Source organism: Chitinophaga sp. HK235 (assembly GCF_018255755.1).
Lineage (GTDB): Bacteria > Bacteroidota > Bacteroidia > Chitinophagales > Chitinophagaceae > Chitinophaga.
This window is the reverse complement of the sequence record NZ_CP073766.1, coordinates 6,689,276-6,703,027: the sequence shown is the minus strand read 5'-3', so window position 1 is coordinate 6,703,027 and position 13,752 is coordinate 6,689,276. Positions and strand designations below refer to the sequence as shown.

The following is a 13,752-nucleotide window of genomic DNA, read 5'->3' as shown; positions in this document are numbered from 1 at the left end:
GCGAATAAATCCGCTGCATTTTAAACAATAAATTGAAAAATAATTAAATATGTAAATATTACTGGGCGATTTTTTCCTCGGCCAGTTTAGTCTTACCGTTTTTGTTTTCCGCGTATTGTTTGGCAGCCTTAATAAAGGAAACAAAGAGCGGTGCCGGACTTTCCACTGTACTTTTCAGTTCAGGGTGGAACTGGGAACCTACGAAGAACGGATGTCCCGGTATTTCGATCATCTCTACGAGGCCGCTTTCCGGGTTTTTACCAGAAGGCATCATACCCGCCTTTTCGATCTGTTCGAGATATTCGTTGTTGAACTCGTAACGGTGACGGTGTCTTTCGCTGATCACCGCTGCGCCGCCATAGATTTCTGCAGCTTTGGAACCTGGTTTGAGTTCACATGCATAAGCCCCCAAACGCATGGTACCGCCTTTAGCGGTGATTTTTTTCTGTTCTTCCATGAGGTTGATCACCGGATGTGCAGTGTCGGGGTTCATTTCCACGGAGTGCGCATCTTTCCAACCCAGTACGTTGCGGGCAAATTCTACCACGCTCATCTGCATACCCAGACAGATACCGAAGAAAGGCAGGCTGTTTTCGCGGGCATACTGAATAGCTGTGATTTTACCTTCAATACCACGGTGGCCAAAGCCTGGTGCAACCAGCAAACCATCCAGGTTTTTCAGTTTCTCACATACGTTTTCCGGTGTAAGGTGCTCAGAATGGATATTCTGTACAATCACCTTGCACTCATTGAGAGAACCGGCATGTATAAATGATTCCAGAATAGACTTGTAAGCATCCTGTAACTCTACATATTTACCAATCAGACCGATGGTCACTTTGGATTTGGGATATTTGAGTTTGTCCAGGAATTCGCGCCATTTAGCCAGTTCAGGCTCTTTTTCCACTGGCAGGTTCAGTCTTTTCAGAACGGAAACATCCAGTTTCTCGCGCATCATTTCCAATGGCACTTCATAAATGGTAGGCACGTCGTTAGCCTCGATTACCGCATCTACCTGCACATTACAGAACAGGGCGATTTTTTTCTTCAGATCGCGGTACATCGGTTCTTCCGTACGGCATACAATGATATCAGGATGAACACCATATTCGCTCAGCAAACGTACAGAGTGCTGTGTAGGCTTGGTTTTCAGTTCCTTAGCCGCACGCAGGTAAGGAATCAGTGTCAGGTGTACTACCAGACAGTCTTCTTCACCCAGTTCCCATTGCAACTGACGAACTGCCTCGATGTAAGGGAGTGATTCGATATCACCCACAGTACCACCCAGCTCAGTGATCACGATATCATATTTACCATCTTTACCCAGCAGGAGGATACGACGTTTGATTTCGTCGGTGATGTGCGGGATTACCTGTACGGTTTTGCCCAGGTAGGCACCTTCTCTTTCCTTGTTGATAACAGTCTGGTAAATACGACCAGTAGTAACGTTGTTAGCCTGAGAAGTAGGCGTGTTCAGAAAGCGCTCGTAGTGCCCCAGGTCCAGATCGGTTTCGGCACCATCTTCTGTTACGTAACATTCCCCGTGCTCATAAGGGTTTAACGTTCCCGGATCCACGTTGATATATGGATCGAACTTCTGAATAGTCACTCTAAAGCCGCGTGCCTGCAACAGTTTTGCCAGCGAAGCAGCTATAATTCCTTTACCCAAAGAGGAAGTAACACCTCCCGTAACGAAGATATATTTTGCCATAAAAACTAAAATTCAGCTAAAGATACTTGACCTATTAAGGAGGAAGTGCCAGATTGCATTTGGTGTTATACCTGTCAAGTAAACTACTTCCGGAGGTCATGCAAAGTTACACAAATTTGCTTCGCTCCCAAGTTTTTTACGCAGTGGCTTTATTTGTTTGTTAATTTTTGAGGGTTTCTCTTTAGCTCTTATCATTGAACCACAGTGGGTTTTAAAGAATTTTCAAGTGATGGAAATTATTTGTTAAAAACCTGCATCCGCACACCATAACCTGGATAAGCTTTTCGTTCCTTAGTAATATAAACTGTAAATTTGCGTCCGAAATACATAAATATCCGAAATACATAAATAAAAGATGACTTTAACGCCTAAGAGAGCGCAGGACTCGCTCATACAGATGACGGAACTGGTTTTACCCAATGATACCAATACATTCGGCAACCTCATGGGAGGCCGCCTGATGTACTGGATGGACATCGCCGCTGCACTGGCCTGTATGAAACATTGCAGCGCCCCCGTGGTTACTGCTTCAGTGGACAACATCTCATTCGAAAATCCCATTAAACTGGGCAACGTAGTACATATCGAAGCAAAAGTAAGCCGTGCCTTTAACACTTCCATGGAAGTACATATGCGTGTTTGGGGAGAAGATCCGGTGCAACAATACCGCTACAAATCAAATGAAGCTTTTATGACATTTGTGGCGCTGGACCCCAATGGCAATTCCAGACCCGTTCCCAGCATCATTACTGACACAGAAGAGGAAAAAAGATTATATGAAGGCGCACTCCGCCGCCGCCAGCTCCGCCTGATCCTCGGTGGAAAAATGAAACCGGAAGATGCAGATGAGCTGAAAGCACTGTTTTTTGATAAACCGTAACTGTGATTTATAGGATACTGCTGATGTTCCTGATAAGCGAAGATTGAAGCCAAGATTCAGCAGGAAATAGATAAGAAATAAGTAAAACGGGGGTGTCTCAAAAGACACTCCCTTCTGTTTTTTTTGGGGGGGGAAATCTGCGGGGTAGCTTTTTCCGTTTTTATAGTATGCCCAAAGGAAAAACACTATCAGTAGTCTTTAAAGCCAATCAGCAGCACCAGGCTATGCTTTTCCCTCCCGAGATTGGGGATCTGATAGCCGAGAATCACCCAGTTCGTGTGGTGGATGACGTAATAGAAAAGATCGATATAACTTTATTGCTGAAGCGTTATAAAGCAGGAGGAACCAGCAGTTACCATCCCAGGATGTTATTGAAAGTCCTTATTTACGCTTATATAAATAACATTTACAGTAGCCGTAAAATAGAGGAGGCACTAGGCCAGAACATCCACTTTATGTGGCTTAGTGGTATGAGTAAACCCGATCATAATACGATCAACAGGTTCCGTGGTGAACGCTTGCAAAAGGTATTACAACCTATATTCACCCAGGTGGTATTGTTGTTATGCGAAGAAGGCTTACTGAACATAAAAGAACTGTACACTGACGGGACAAAGATAGAATCGCAGGCAAATCGCTACAGTTTTGTATGGAGCAATGGCATTAAGTACAGTAAAGAAAAAATAAAACAGCAGCTTAATGACTTGTGGAAATATGCACAATCAGTGGCAGCTTCAGAATTGGGTGATGATACGGACCCATCCGGATATGACAAAATCGACAGTGAAAAAGTCAGTAAAACAATAGCGGCCATCAATGACGCCCTCAAAGAAAAACCCATAGACAAGCGGATCAGACAAAAGCTGGGATATGCTCACCGTAACTGGCCTTCAGCGTTGGATAAGTATGAGCAACAGGAACAAATAATAGGCTCTAACCGCAATAGCTATAGCAAAACAGATCCCGCCGCTACCTTTATGCGTATGAAGGAAGATCATATGAAGAATGGTCAGCTTAAACCAGCTTATAATCTCCAGATAAGTACTAATAATCAATACATCGTCAATTACAGCCTTCATCAGCAGTCCACGGATACATCAACTTTAATCAGTCATCTCCTGCAGTATATACGGTTATATAAACGAGTGCCCGCCAATATTACAGCGGATGCAGGGTATGGCAGCGAACAGAACTATCAATGGCTGGAAAACAGGAGAATTACGGCTTATGTTAAGCATGCTTCCTTCGATCGCAACCAGCACCGGTCAACTAAAACCAGGGAAATGTTCAAGGCCCAAAACCTACCCTACAATGCTGAAAAGGACCACTATATCTGCCCTGCCGGCCAGCGAATGCGTAGAAAAAGTACGTTCCCAAAAACAACTAAAAACGGTTACGGGCAAACAATAACTACTTATCAAGCCAGAACATGCGAAGGATGTACATTACGGCAGATGTGTCATGATCAACAAACAAATCGCATCATAGAAGTAAATCATAATCTAAATCGTCTTAAGGCGCTGGCTGACAAACGATTAAAAGGAAGAAAAGGAATACAGAAGCGTAAACAACGTTGCCATGACGTGGAATCTGTCTTCGCAAATATTAAGCATAATCATGGCTTTAAAAGATTTATGCTAAAAGGGATGGATAAAGTGTCAATCGAAATGGGATTAATGGCTATGGCACACAATCTTAGAAAGAAAACAGCATAAAATCAGGTTAACCCTTCACTTCTAAAAATGGAAACTGGAGAATCATTATAACAACTGGAATTTATAAAAAAGAAGCCGCCTCTTGTTTTGAGACGGCCCCGTTTTTATTTAAAATACTCAGTGGTATTTCTTCACGCGCTACAATTATCTCCGCCCATCAGGAACATCAGCAGTGTCATATAAATCACTGTTCTCCCGGTAAAACTGTTCCAGAAAAATCTCCATAAACCGGTGCCTTTCTTCTGCGAGTTGTTTGCCGGTGTTCGTATTCATACGATCTTTCAGCAACAGCAGTTTTTCGTAGAAATGGTTAATGGTGGGGGCTGTATTGTTTTTATATTCTTCTTTGGACGCAGACGGTTTAGGGGTAATGGTGGGATCATAGATAGCCCGGTTCTTAAATCCGCCATAGCTGAAAGCTCTGGCGATACCGATGGCGCCGATAGCATCGAGACGGTCGGCATCCTGTACTACGCCCAGTTCCGGAGAATAAAATGTTTTGTCAGTAAATCCTCCCTTGAAGGAAATATACCGGATGATATTCACCACATGATCTATCACTTCCGGAGAAAGGCCCTGCGATTCCATAAAGGCAGTAGCCTTTGCCGGACCGATGTTTTCATCTCCATTGTGAAATTTGGAGTCGGCAATATCATGTAATAATGCACCCAGCTCCACGATCAGCATGTCCACTGATTCCTGTGCAGCGATATGCCGTGACTGTCGCCATACCCGGTGAATATGCCACCAGTCGTGACCGCCCTCTGCTCCTTCCAGCGTAGCCTTAACATACGCTACTGTAGCGTTGATGATTTCCTGATTATTTTGCATAACGGTAAAGATAATACGTAAAACTTTTTCCAACACGGAATGGTTAATGGGGATATGATACAGATCAAACGTGTATATGACGATTTTTCAGAAAATGATGGCTACCGCATCCTGGTAGACCGGCTATGGCCGCGTGGCCTTACCAAAGAACATGCACATGTAGACGAATGGCTGAAAGAGATCGCTCCCAGCGAAACACTGCGGAAATGGTTTAATCATGAACCTGAAAAATATCCCGCGTTTCGGACAAAATATATGGATGAACTGGCCGACGAGGAGAAACAAACAATGCTGGAAGCGATCAGGAAAAAAGCCCTGCACCATCGGGTAACACTACTTTACGGGGCCAAAGATGACCATCACAATCAGGCAAGGGTATTAATGGAAGTATTAAAGGGTTAACAAAAGAATATTGTATAGTTGGCATAGGTTATTCTGCATATGCATCAGTGGTTCGGTTTTACTAATACATCTGTAATATTATTCAATTGTTTCACCTTGGCAGTGAAATCACCTTTCAGTTTATTCCGGATAATATAGAGTTTATTGAGCACATCATCGAGGGTATCAGGGAGGGCCTCCTGGAGCACCTGTTTGAGGCGTTTGGCCACAGTGGGTGATTTACCATTGGTGGAGATGGCTATTTTCAGGTTGCCTTTTTGTACGATAGAGCCCAGGTAAAAATCGCAGAGCTCCGGTGTATCTGCTACATTGATCAGTACCTTACTGCCTTTGGCTTTTTCCCAGATAGCATAATTGAGCGCATGGTCGTTGGTGGCAGCGACCACCAGGTCCTTACCCAGCAGATCTCCGCAGGAAAAGGGTTTGCGGATGAGTTCCACATTGGGATAATGATGCGCTACTTCTTCCAGTTCGGGAAGGAAATCGAGGGCCACGATGGTGATATTGCTTTCAGGGCAATTCTGCAGCATGGCCTGCGCTTTTTCCAGTCCGATGTTGCCACCGCCCACTACCAGTACATGCAGGCGGTTCAGCTTAAAAAATACCGGGAATAACTGATTTTCCATTATACAGCAATTTTAAGTTCATCGACGATCCTGGTTTGCAGGGCAGCGAAGTTTTCATGGAAACGTACTACCTCTCCTACCACGATGATGGCGGGATTGCACAGCTGTTGGGCGGCGGCTATTTCCACGAGGTCAGACACTTTACCCATTCCCAGCTGCTGATTAGGCAAGGTACCGTTTTGAATGATGGCAGCTGGTGTATCTCCTTTACCACGGGCGTTGAAGATACCGGCTATTTCAGCCAGTTTGCTCATTCCCATCAGAATGATCACGGTAGTATTGGCCTGAATGGCGTAGTCCAGATCGCGGGACAGGTTGCCATGCCGGGTGTTACCGGTGATAACCCAGAAGCCCTCACTGACGTTGCGGGCGGTGACGGGGATTTTGTTGACACCAGGGACAGAAATAGCACTGGAAATACCCGGTACTACTTCTGCCGTGATGCCAAACTGCTGGGCAAAAGCTATTTCCTCCTGACCGCGGCCAAACACGAAAGAATCGCCGCCTTTAAGCCTTACCACGCTTCCGTAGCTGAGCGCATATTTTACAATCATGCGGTTAATTTCATCCTGGGAATATACATGCATGCCAGCACGTTTACCTACAAAACGACGGAGGCAGTTAGCCGGAGCATATTCCAGCAGTTCGTTGCTGGACAGGGCATCATAGAGGATCACCCTGGCTTCCTGTATGGCTTTCAGGCCTTTCACGGTTATCAGTTCCGGGTCTCCGGGGCCGGCGCCTACCAATGTAAGTTTAGGTTGTATGTGCTGCATGAGATGTTGTATTAAATGATGAACAATTATGCCTGTACCGGTTCACTGCTTTTCCGGCGGTAAACCTGTGCTGCATTGTAGAAAGATTGTGCCTGCTGGAAATAGGTTTTAGCAAAACTTTCCGTAGGCTCGTTGGCGTTAATCTGCAGTACCAGTGTTTTGAAGTCTGTTTCAAAGCTGAACTTGCCGGTAGCAACGAAATGTTTTTCGAAGTCGTTGATAATGCCGATCTGCGTATTACCGCTGACTGCTTCACCGAGCAGCAGTGCTTTGGCGCCCTGTACAAAAGAAGAGTAGGCGTGGTAGATACCGTCTGCAAAGGCGCCATTGGCGAGAGCTGCAGCAGACAGTTCCAGTTTCTCTTCTGCTTCCAGCAGCAGGGTAGCTACCAGATCGATGATCACACCGGCGCACTCTCCTACTCCGATAGCGGTAGCATAGTCTTCTGCCTGTCCCCAGTCGATGAAGTCGCCCGGAGTGAGGCTGCTGACGTCTGCCAGTGGTTTCAGCAGTTCATAGAAATATTTTTCACCCTGACGGTCGTAGTATTGGTTAAACAGCTCATGTTCCCGGCTGTTGATTTCGTAGTCATGCAACAGGCTGCGTAATACGTCGGGACCGCGGCGGCTAGGCACTTTGATCACCTTGTCGGCCACCCGTCCAACACCATCACCTACGATACCTCCTCCAAGGAGCACCTGCAGGGCCGGCAGCACCTTCCCTCCGCTTTTGAGGGAAGAACCATGGAAGCCAATGCTGGCAATACCATGCTGGCCGCAGGAATTCATACAACCACTGATCTTTATTTTGATGTCCTTATTGTAAATCAGGTCCGGGAATTCGTCTGTGATCACGGATTCCAGCACTTTAGCGATACCAGTGCTGCTGGAGATGCCCAGGTTGCAGGTATCCGTGCCGGGGCAGGCCGTGATATCGGCGATGCTGTCAAATCCAGGTTCAGCAAAGCCTGCATCTTCCAGTGCGCTGTACACATAAGGCAGATGTTCAGGCAAAATATATTTCAGGAGCAGGCCCTGGTTGGCAGTCACCCTTACATCGTCAGCTATTACAGGCCGCAGGGCTTCAATCAGCTGGCGGCTAACGGCAGAGCCGATGTTGCCCAGTGTGATTTTGACATAAGCGCCGTAATATCCTTTCTGTTTCTGTTCGAAGACGTTGGTCTTTTTCCAGGCCTCGTATTTCTGAGGATTTTTGATGTTGTAAGCCGGCAATGAAGCGGGCACCGGCGGTGGTGTTGTTTGTACCCATGCATCGGCATCTACCGGTACACTTTTGACTTTAACCGCTTTGTACTCTTCTTTTACCAGGCGTTCAAATTCCTCCATGCCTATTTTCTGGATGAGGAATTTCATACGGGCTTTGTTTCTGCTGGTTCTTTCACCATGGCGGTCAAACACCCGCAGCACGTTTTCGATATAAGGAATCAGCAGATCTGTTTCCAGGAATTCATATACCGTTTTGGCCAGGAAGGGTTGTGCACCCAAACCGCCACCTACCAGCACTTTGAAACCACGCACTTCTTTTCCGTCAATGATTTTTACCTTGGGTATCATGCCGAAATCATGCATAAAGGCCCAGGCAGTGTCTTTTTCAGAAGAAGAGAAGGCGATTTTTATTTTACGTCCCATTTCCTGGCTGACAGGGTTGCGCAGGAAATAGCGGAAAGTAGCGTCGGCGTAAGGTGTAATATCAAATGGTTCCTCAGGGTCTATGCCGGCGCGGTCGGAGGCTGTTATGTTGCGGACGGTGTTGCCGCAGGCTTCACGGATGGTGATCTCATCCTCCTCCAGTTTATGCCACAGTTCCGGTGTTCTTTCGAGGCTCACATAGTGGATCTGCACATCCTGACGGGTAGTCAGGTGCAGGTTGCTGGTAGCATATTCATCAGATACTTCTGTAATTTTTTTCCACTGTTGCAGGGTCATTTTACCATAGGGTAATTTGATGCGCACCATTTGCACACCAGGCTGACGCTGACCATACACCCCTCTCGCCAGGCGGAGGCTACGGAATTTTTCATCCGTAATCGCTCCTTCACGGAACAGGCGGATCTTTTTCTCCAGGTCGATAATATCCTGTTCTACAATGGGATTTTCGAGTTCTGTTCTGAAGCTTTGCATAAAAAGTATTTTCAGGTGGTGGTAAAATCTTTGATCAATTTTGGTCGGGAGTCTACTAAAAAGCCTCCGCTGTGTGCGGAGGCTTTCGTATAACTAAGATTAGTGTAAACTTATCTCTGTTGCATACTACACGCGTTCCGCTGCCGTTGCAATGCAACAACAATTACCGGGATGGCCCATCAACGTCACTTCATTACCCATATTTCCTATAGTTTTAGTAGAGTAATACAAAGATAGAAATGCGGGTCATCTTTCCAAAAAAAATTTCCAGGGAGCTGAAGCAGGACAGAAAAATGAGAAAAATCAGGACAACGGGCGGAGAGACATAAATAGCTGATTATAAATATAGTATATGATACAAAAATCTATTCGTCCATAACTTCCGCTTATCCGGTATAACATTTTATTATGGGTTAATTAAGGCAACACATAAATATCCCCAGAGATTTAAAGGGATGGGGGAACCTACTCTGCTATACCAATCATCATTATGACATAACTAATTATCGGCCTCATCGACTAGCCATTTCTTCTTCTATAAAAAATTGAAATGACTCTACAGTATTTATTATGAAGCTGTAATGGCTTCAAAATGTTTTAAAAGTTCTCCGACTGTTGATAGTTGGACTTGTTCTTATTATTTTTAAATGTCCTGGTAGACGATAATTGGGGTTTTGCTTTTGCCAAAAACAAACTATTTAAGACCAAGAAATATATCTGTAAAATTAATTACGGTATTTACATCATTCTTTCTTTCTAAATCCAGCTCTACAATTTCACCACTTTTGCTTTTAATTTTCATTTTTTTAAAATGCGATAAGCTGCTTTTCAGAATTTTGAAAAGAGGAACTAATACTGTTGAAATAAATACCAGCGCAATTATTACTGTAATTATATTATTAGTCATAATTCCTATGGTTCTAAAGTTTTAATCGATAAAATTAAATATACCTTGTCTATATCAAGAGCTTTCAACATCATCGCTTACGATATGTACAAAACTAGAATTATTACAAATTGCAAATGTTAACAGGCTGTAAATGGCATCCGGAGAAAAGTTGGCTGTTTTTCTTAGAATTTATCACAGGTCCTTATCCCCTTATTATCTTTGCGACGGAAAAAATACATATGATCAACACGGTAATATTTGATATGGACGGCCTGCTGGTGGACTCAGAGCCGCTGTGGGGCATTGCGATGCGGGAAGTATTTGCAACGGTAGGAGTAACACTGACACCTGAACTGACACATCGTACCACAGGGCTTCGTACCCGTGAGGTGGTAAGTTACTGGCACAACTACTTTAAATGGGAGGGCAAGAGTGCCGAACAGGTGACCAACGAAATCATTGAGAGCGTAACACGGAAGATTATGGCAGAAGGCCGTGCTATGGAGGGACTGACTTATATCCTGGATTTTTTCCGGGAGCGTAATTTCAAGATGGGGCTGGCCTCTTCTTCTCCCCTGCGGCTGATAGAGGCGGTGCTGGATCATTTGCAGATAAAGGAATCTTTCCAGGCGGTGTATTCTGCTGAGTTTGAAGATTATGGTAAACCGCATCCGGCGGTATACCTGGCCTGTGCGAAGGCACTCAACAGCGATCCGCTGGAATGCATCGCTTTTGAGGATTCCGTGACCGGTATGACGGCCGCCAAGGCTGCCCGTATGACCACCGTAGTGGTGCCGGAGCCGCACAACCGCCAGGATCCCCGTTATGCGCTGGCCAACATGAAACTGGATTCGTTGTTGCAATTCGACGACCAGCAGCTGGCCTTGCTGACACAACACTAAATCCGTCAACCAACACCCCCTTTATATCAACTTATGAAAATCATTGATCTCTCGAAAACCATCGAGTACAACAAACAGGACCCCTGGTTTATGCGTATCCGGATCAAACACAAGCCGCACCGGCAAAGCCGGCCGCTGATCCGTTTTTTTCTGGGCCTGCCGGCGAAATTGTTTCCCAAAGGTTTCCAGGGATGGGCTGATGACAAGATCCTGGGCATGGGCGTACACGCCGCCACCCACATAGATGCTCCCTGGCATTATGCGCCGGAAGTAAATGGTCAGCCGGCCAAAACCATCGACCAGGTACCACTGGAATGGTGTTATGGCGATGGAGTGGTGATCAATATGACCCATAAGGCGGATTTAGAAGAGATAACGTTGTCGGATATACGGGAAAATCTGCAACAGACCGGTGCGGTGATCAGGCCGGGCACAATTGTGCTGATACATACCGGCCGTGACAAGTATATCGGCACCCGGGAATACCCGATGCGAGGTACTGGTATGAGCGCAGAAGCCACGCACTGGCTGATCGACCAGGGTGTGAAAGTGATGGGCATAGATCAGTGGGGATTTGATCTTCCGCTGAAGTACATGGCCGCTAAAGCAAAAAAAGAAGGTAAAGATGATTATTTCTGGCAGGCCCATCTGGTGGGGCAACAGAAGGAGTATTGTCATATGGAGCAGCTGGTCAACCTGGGTGCGTTACCTCCTTTTGGTTTTAAAGTGGCTGTGTTTCCGCTGAAAATAAAGGGGGCCAGTGCTGCGCCGGCCCGGGTGGTGGCGATGCTGGATTAATTGTATGATACAATCAACACATAAAAAAATCCCGTTCTGATTTTACTCAGAACGGGATTTATTATTTAATGAAACCGGATCTTACTGTGCGCTTTTTTCTTCGCCACCTTCAGATTGTTTCAGTTTTTCTCTCAGTTCAGCTAAAGCACCCAGGTCACCTAAAGTAGCTTTTTCTACTTTACCCTGAATGTTTTTCACTGCTTTACGGGTTTTGTCAGCTTCAGCTTTTCTTTCTTTCTGTACTGCTTCTTTTTCTTCAGCCTGTGCTTTTTCCCATACTCTGGTGTGAGAAACCAGGATACGTTTTTCGCTGCGATCGAATTCGATGATCATGAATTCTTTCACATCTTCAACGTTGATTGGTTTTTCGTCTTCTGTTCTCAGGTGACGGGCAGGAGCGTAAGCTTCCAGGCCGTATTGCAGTTGAACAGTAGCACCTTTCTCATCTTTCTTCACAACTGTACCTTCGTGTACGGAGTTGATCGGGAAGATAGTTTCGAAAGTGTTCCAAGGATCTTCTTCGATCTGTTTGTGACCGAGGCTGAGCTTGCGGTTTTCTTTATCAATACCCAGGATCACTACGTCGATTTCGTTACCAACTTTAGTGTATTCAGATGGGTGGTTGAAACGTTTGATCCAGCTCAGGTCGGAGATGTGGATCATACCACCGATACCTGTTTCCAGTTCAACGAACACGCCATAAGGAGTGATGTTTTTCACGATACCTTTGTGACGGCTGTCTACAGGGAATTTAGTTTCGATAGTAGACCATGGATCTTCTGTCAGTTGTTTGATAGACAGAGACATTTTACGCTCTTCTTTGCTCAGGGTAACTACCACTGCTTCGTATTCTTCTCCTAATTTGAAGAATTCTTTAGCGTTGATAGGAGTAGAAGCCCAGGAGATTTCAGAAACGTGTACCAGACCTTCTACGCCCGGCATGATTTCCAGGAATGCACCGTAATCTTCGATGTTAACCACTTTACCTTTAACTTTAGCACCTTCGGTGATAGTAGCTGGTAAAGTATCCCACGGATGAGGAGTGAGTTGTTTGTAACCCAGGCTTATGCGACGTTTTTCGTCGTCGAAGTCCAGTACAACCACGTTGATTTTCTGATCCATCTGGAGTACCTCGCTTGGGTGGGAGATACGGCCCCAGCTGATATCGGTGATATACAGCAGACCGTCCAGACCGCCCAGGTCGATGAACGCACCAAAATCGGTGATATTCTTGATGGTACCTTCCAATACCTGGCCTTTTTCCAGTTTGGAGATGATATCCACTCTTTGTTGTTCGATATCGCTTTCGATCAGTGCTTTGTGGGAAACTACGGCGTTGCGGATGGTTTCGTTTACTTTCACCACCTTGAACTCCATGGTTTTGCCTACAAACTGGTCGTAGTCGGTAACCGGTTTCACGTCGATCTGAGAACCTGGCAGGAATGTTTCCATACCGTAAACGTCCACGATCAAGCCGCCTTTGGTTTTGCTGGTAACAGTACCAGTAACCACTTCGCCTGTTTTGTAAACTTCCACGATTTTTTCCCATGCACGTTTCTGGCGAGCCTGTTTACGGCTCAGGTGCAGGTTACCATCGCGGTCTTCTTTTTCTACTACCAGCACTTCCACTTCGTCACCGATTTTCAGGCCTGGTAAGTCACGGAATTCGTTCAGAGAGATCAGACCGTCAGATTTGAAACCGATGTTGATCACTACGTCTGTGTTGGTAATACCTACTACAGTACCACCCAGCAGTGTGTTTTCTTCAAACACTTTGAAGGTGCTGTCGTAAGTTGCGTCATACTTTTCTTTTTCTTCTTTGCTGTAAGAAGAAACGTTACGCTTGTCCACGCTCCAATCGAAATCGTCATGGGCAGTAGCTACTACAGGAGCCTTTGGTGTCGCTGTTTCAGCCGCAGCTGCCTGCGGAGCCTGTTGTTCAGCGTTTTGTTCGTTAATAATGTTGTTTTCGCTCATAAAAAAATGAAATTTTAAATCCGGAATACCCGGACTCCCTGTTTTATGGGAGGGCAAAAATACGAAATATTAGCCGGTTTACCCTATTTTTCCCGAAGAAAACC

The 13,752-nt window shown here is 45.5% G+C and carries 12 protein-coding genes; 5 read left to right on the top strand and 7 right to left on the bottom strand.

Annotated features, from left to right (window positions below; genetic code table 11):
• Positions 1-58: 58 nt before the first annotated feature.
• Positions 59-1,711, bottom strand: a complete 1,653-nt coding sequence (locus KD145_RS25565; protein ID WP_212002663.1) for a CTP synthase — start codon at positions 1,709-1,711, stop codon at positions 59-61.
• Between the two features lie 355 nt (positions 1,712-2,066).
• On the opposite strand from KD145_RS25565, the gene KD145_RS25560 reads away from it, so the two are divergent.
• Together KD145_RS25560 and KD145_RS25555 are read left to right on the top strand one after the other, a co-directional pair.
• Entirely contained in the window at positions 2,067-2,591 is a 525-nt protein-coding gene (locus KD145_RS25560) for an acyl-CoA thioesterase (RefSeq protein WP_212002662.1), read from the top strand.
• Positions 2,592-2,758: 167 nt separating this feature from the next.
• Positions 2,759-4,306 carry an IS1182 family transposase gene (locus KD145_RS25555; protein ID WP_212002661.1) on the top strand — a complete coding sequence of 516 codons (1,548 nt, stop codon included), beginning with the start codon at positions 2,759-2,761 and terminating at the stop codon, positions 4,304-4,306.
• 144 nt (positions 4,307-4,450) lie between these two features.
• On the opposite strand, the gene KD145_RS25550 is transcribed toward KD145_RS25555, so the two are convergent.
• Complete coding sequence (locus KD145_RS25550; protein WP_212002660.1) at positions 4,451-5,137, bottom strand: HD domain-containing protein; 687 nt, start codon at positions 5,135-5,137, stop codon at positions 4,451-4,453.
• A 54-nt stretch (positions 5,138-5,191) separates the two neighbouring features.
• Between KD145_RS25550 and KD145_RS25545 the strand changes: the two genes are divergently transcribed.
• A complete protein-coding gene (locus KD145_RS25545; RefSeq protein ID WP_212002659.1) occupies positions 5,192-5,539 on the top strand; it encodes a DUF488 domain-containing protein in 348 nt (115 codons plus the stop codon).
• Positions 5,540-5,583: 44 nt separating this feature from the next.
• Here the strand turns inward: KD145_RS25545 and KD145_RS25540 are convergent, their stop codons facing one another.
• The 4 genes from KD145_RS25540 to KD145_RS25525 form a co-directional block, all read right to left on the bottom strand.
• Positions 5,584-6,165 carry a bifunctional precorrin-2 dehydrogenase/sirohydrochlorin ferrochelatase gene (locus tag KD145_RS25540; RefSeq protein ID WP_249219558.1) on the bottom strand — a complete coding sequence of 194 codons (582 nt, stop codon included), beginning with the start codon at positions 6,163-6,165 and terminating at the stop codon, positions 5,584-5,586.
• Positions 6,165-6,941: a uroporphyrinogen-III C-methyltransferase gene (gene cobA / locus KD145_RS25535; RefSeq protein WP_212002658.1), complete on the bottom strand. Its 777-nt coding sequence runs from the start codon at positions 6,939-6,941 to the stop codon at positions 6,165-6,167. Before cobA ends, KD145_RS25540 begins: the two co-directional genes overlap by 1 nt.
• 26 nt (positions 6,942-6,967) lie before the next feature.
• A complete protein-coding gene (locus tag KD145_RS25530) occupies positions 6,968-9,082 on the bottom strand; it encodes a nitrite/sulfite reductase (protein ID WP_212002657.1) in 2,115 nt (704 codons plus the stop codon).
• Positions 9,083-9,776: 694 nt separating this feature from the next.
• Positions 9,777-9,989, bottom strand: a complete 213-nt coding sequence (locus tag KD145_RS25525) for a hypothetical protein (RefSeq protein WP_212002656.1) — start codon at positions 9,987-9,989, stop codon at positions 9,777-9,779.
• 221 nt (positions 9,990-10,210) lie between these two features.
• Here KD145_RS25525 and hxpB point away from each other — a divergent pair, with 221 nt between their 5' ends.
• Together hxpB and KD145_RS25515 are read left to right on the top strand one after the other, a co-directional pair.
• Positions 10,211-10,873 carry a hexitol phosphatase HxpB gene (gene hxpB, locus KD145_RS25520; RefSeq protein ID WP_212002655.1) on the top strand — a complete coding sequence of 221 codons (663 nt, stop codon included), beginning with the start codon at positions 10,211-10,213 and terminating at the stop codon, positions 10,871-10,873.
• Between the two features lie 33 nt (positions 10,874-10,906).
• The gene (locus tag KD145_RS25515) at positions 10,907-11,671 is read left to right on the top strand and encodes a cyclase family protein (protein ID WP_212002654.1); all 765 of its coding nucleotides are present in this window, start codon (positions 10,907-10,909) and stop codon (positions 11,669-11,671) included.
• A gap of 81 nt (positions 11,672-11,752) precedes the next feature.
• On the opposite strand, the gene rpsA is transcribed toward KD145_RS25515, so the two are convergent.
• The gene (gene rpsA, locus KD145_RS25510) at positions 11,753-13,648 is read right to left on the bottom strand and encodes a 30S ribosomal protein S1 (RefSeq protein ID WP_113614958.1); all 1,896 of its coding nucleotides are present in this window, start codon (positions 13,646-13,648) and stop codon (positions 11,753-11,755) included.
• Between the last annotated feature and the right edge of the window lie 104 nt (positions 13,649-13,752).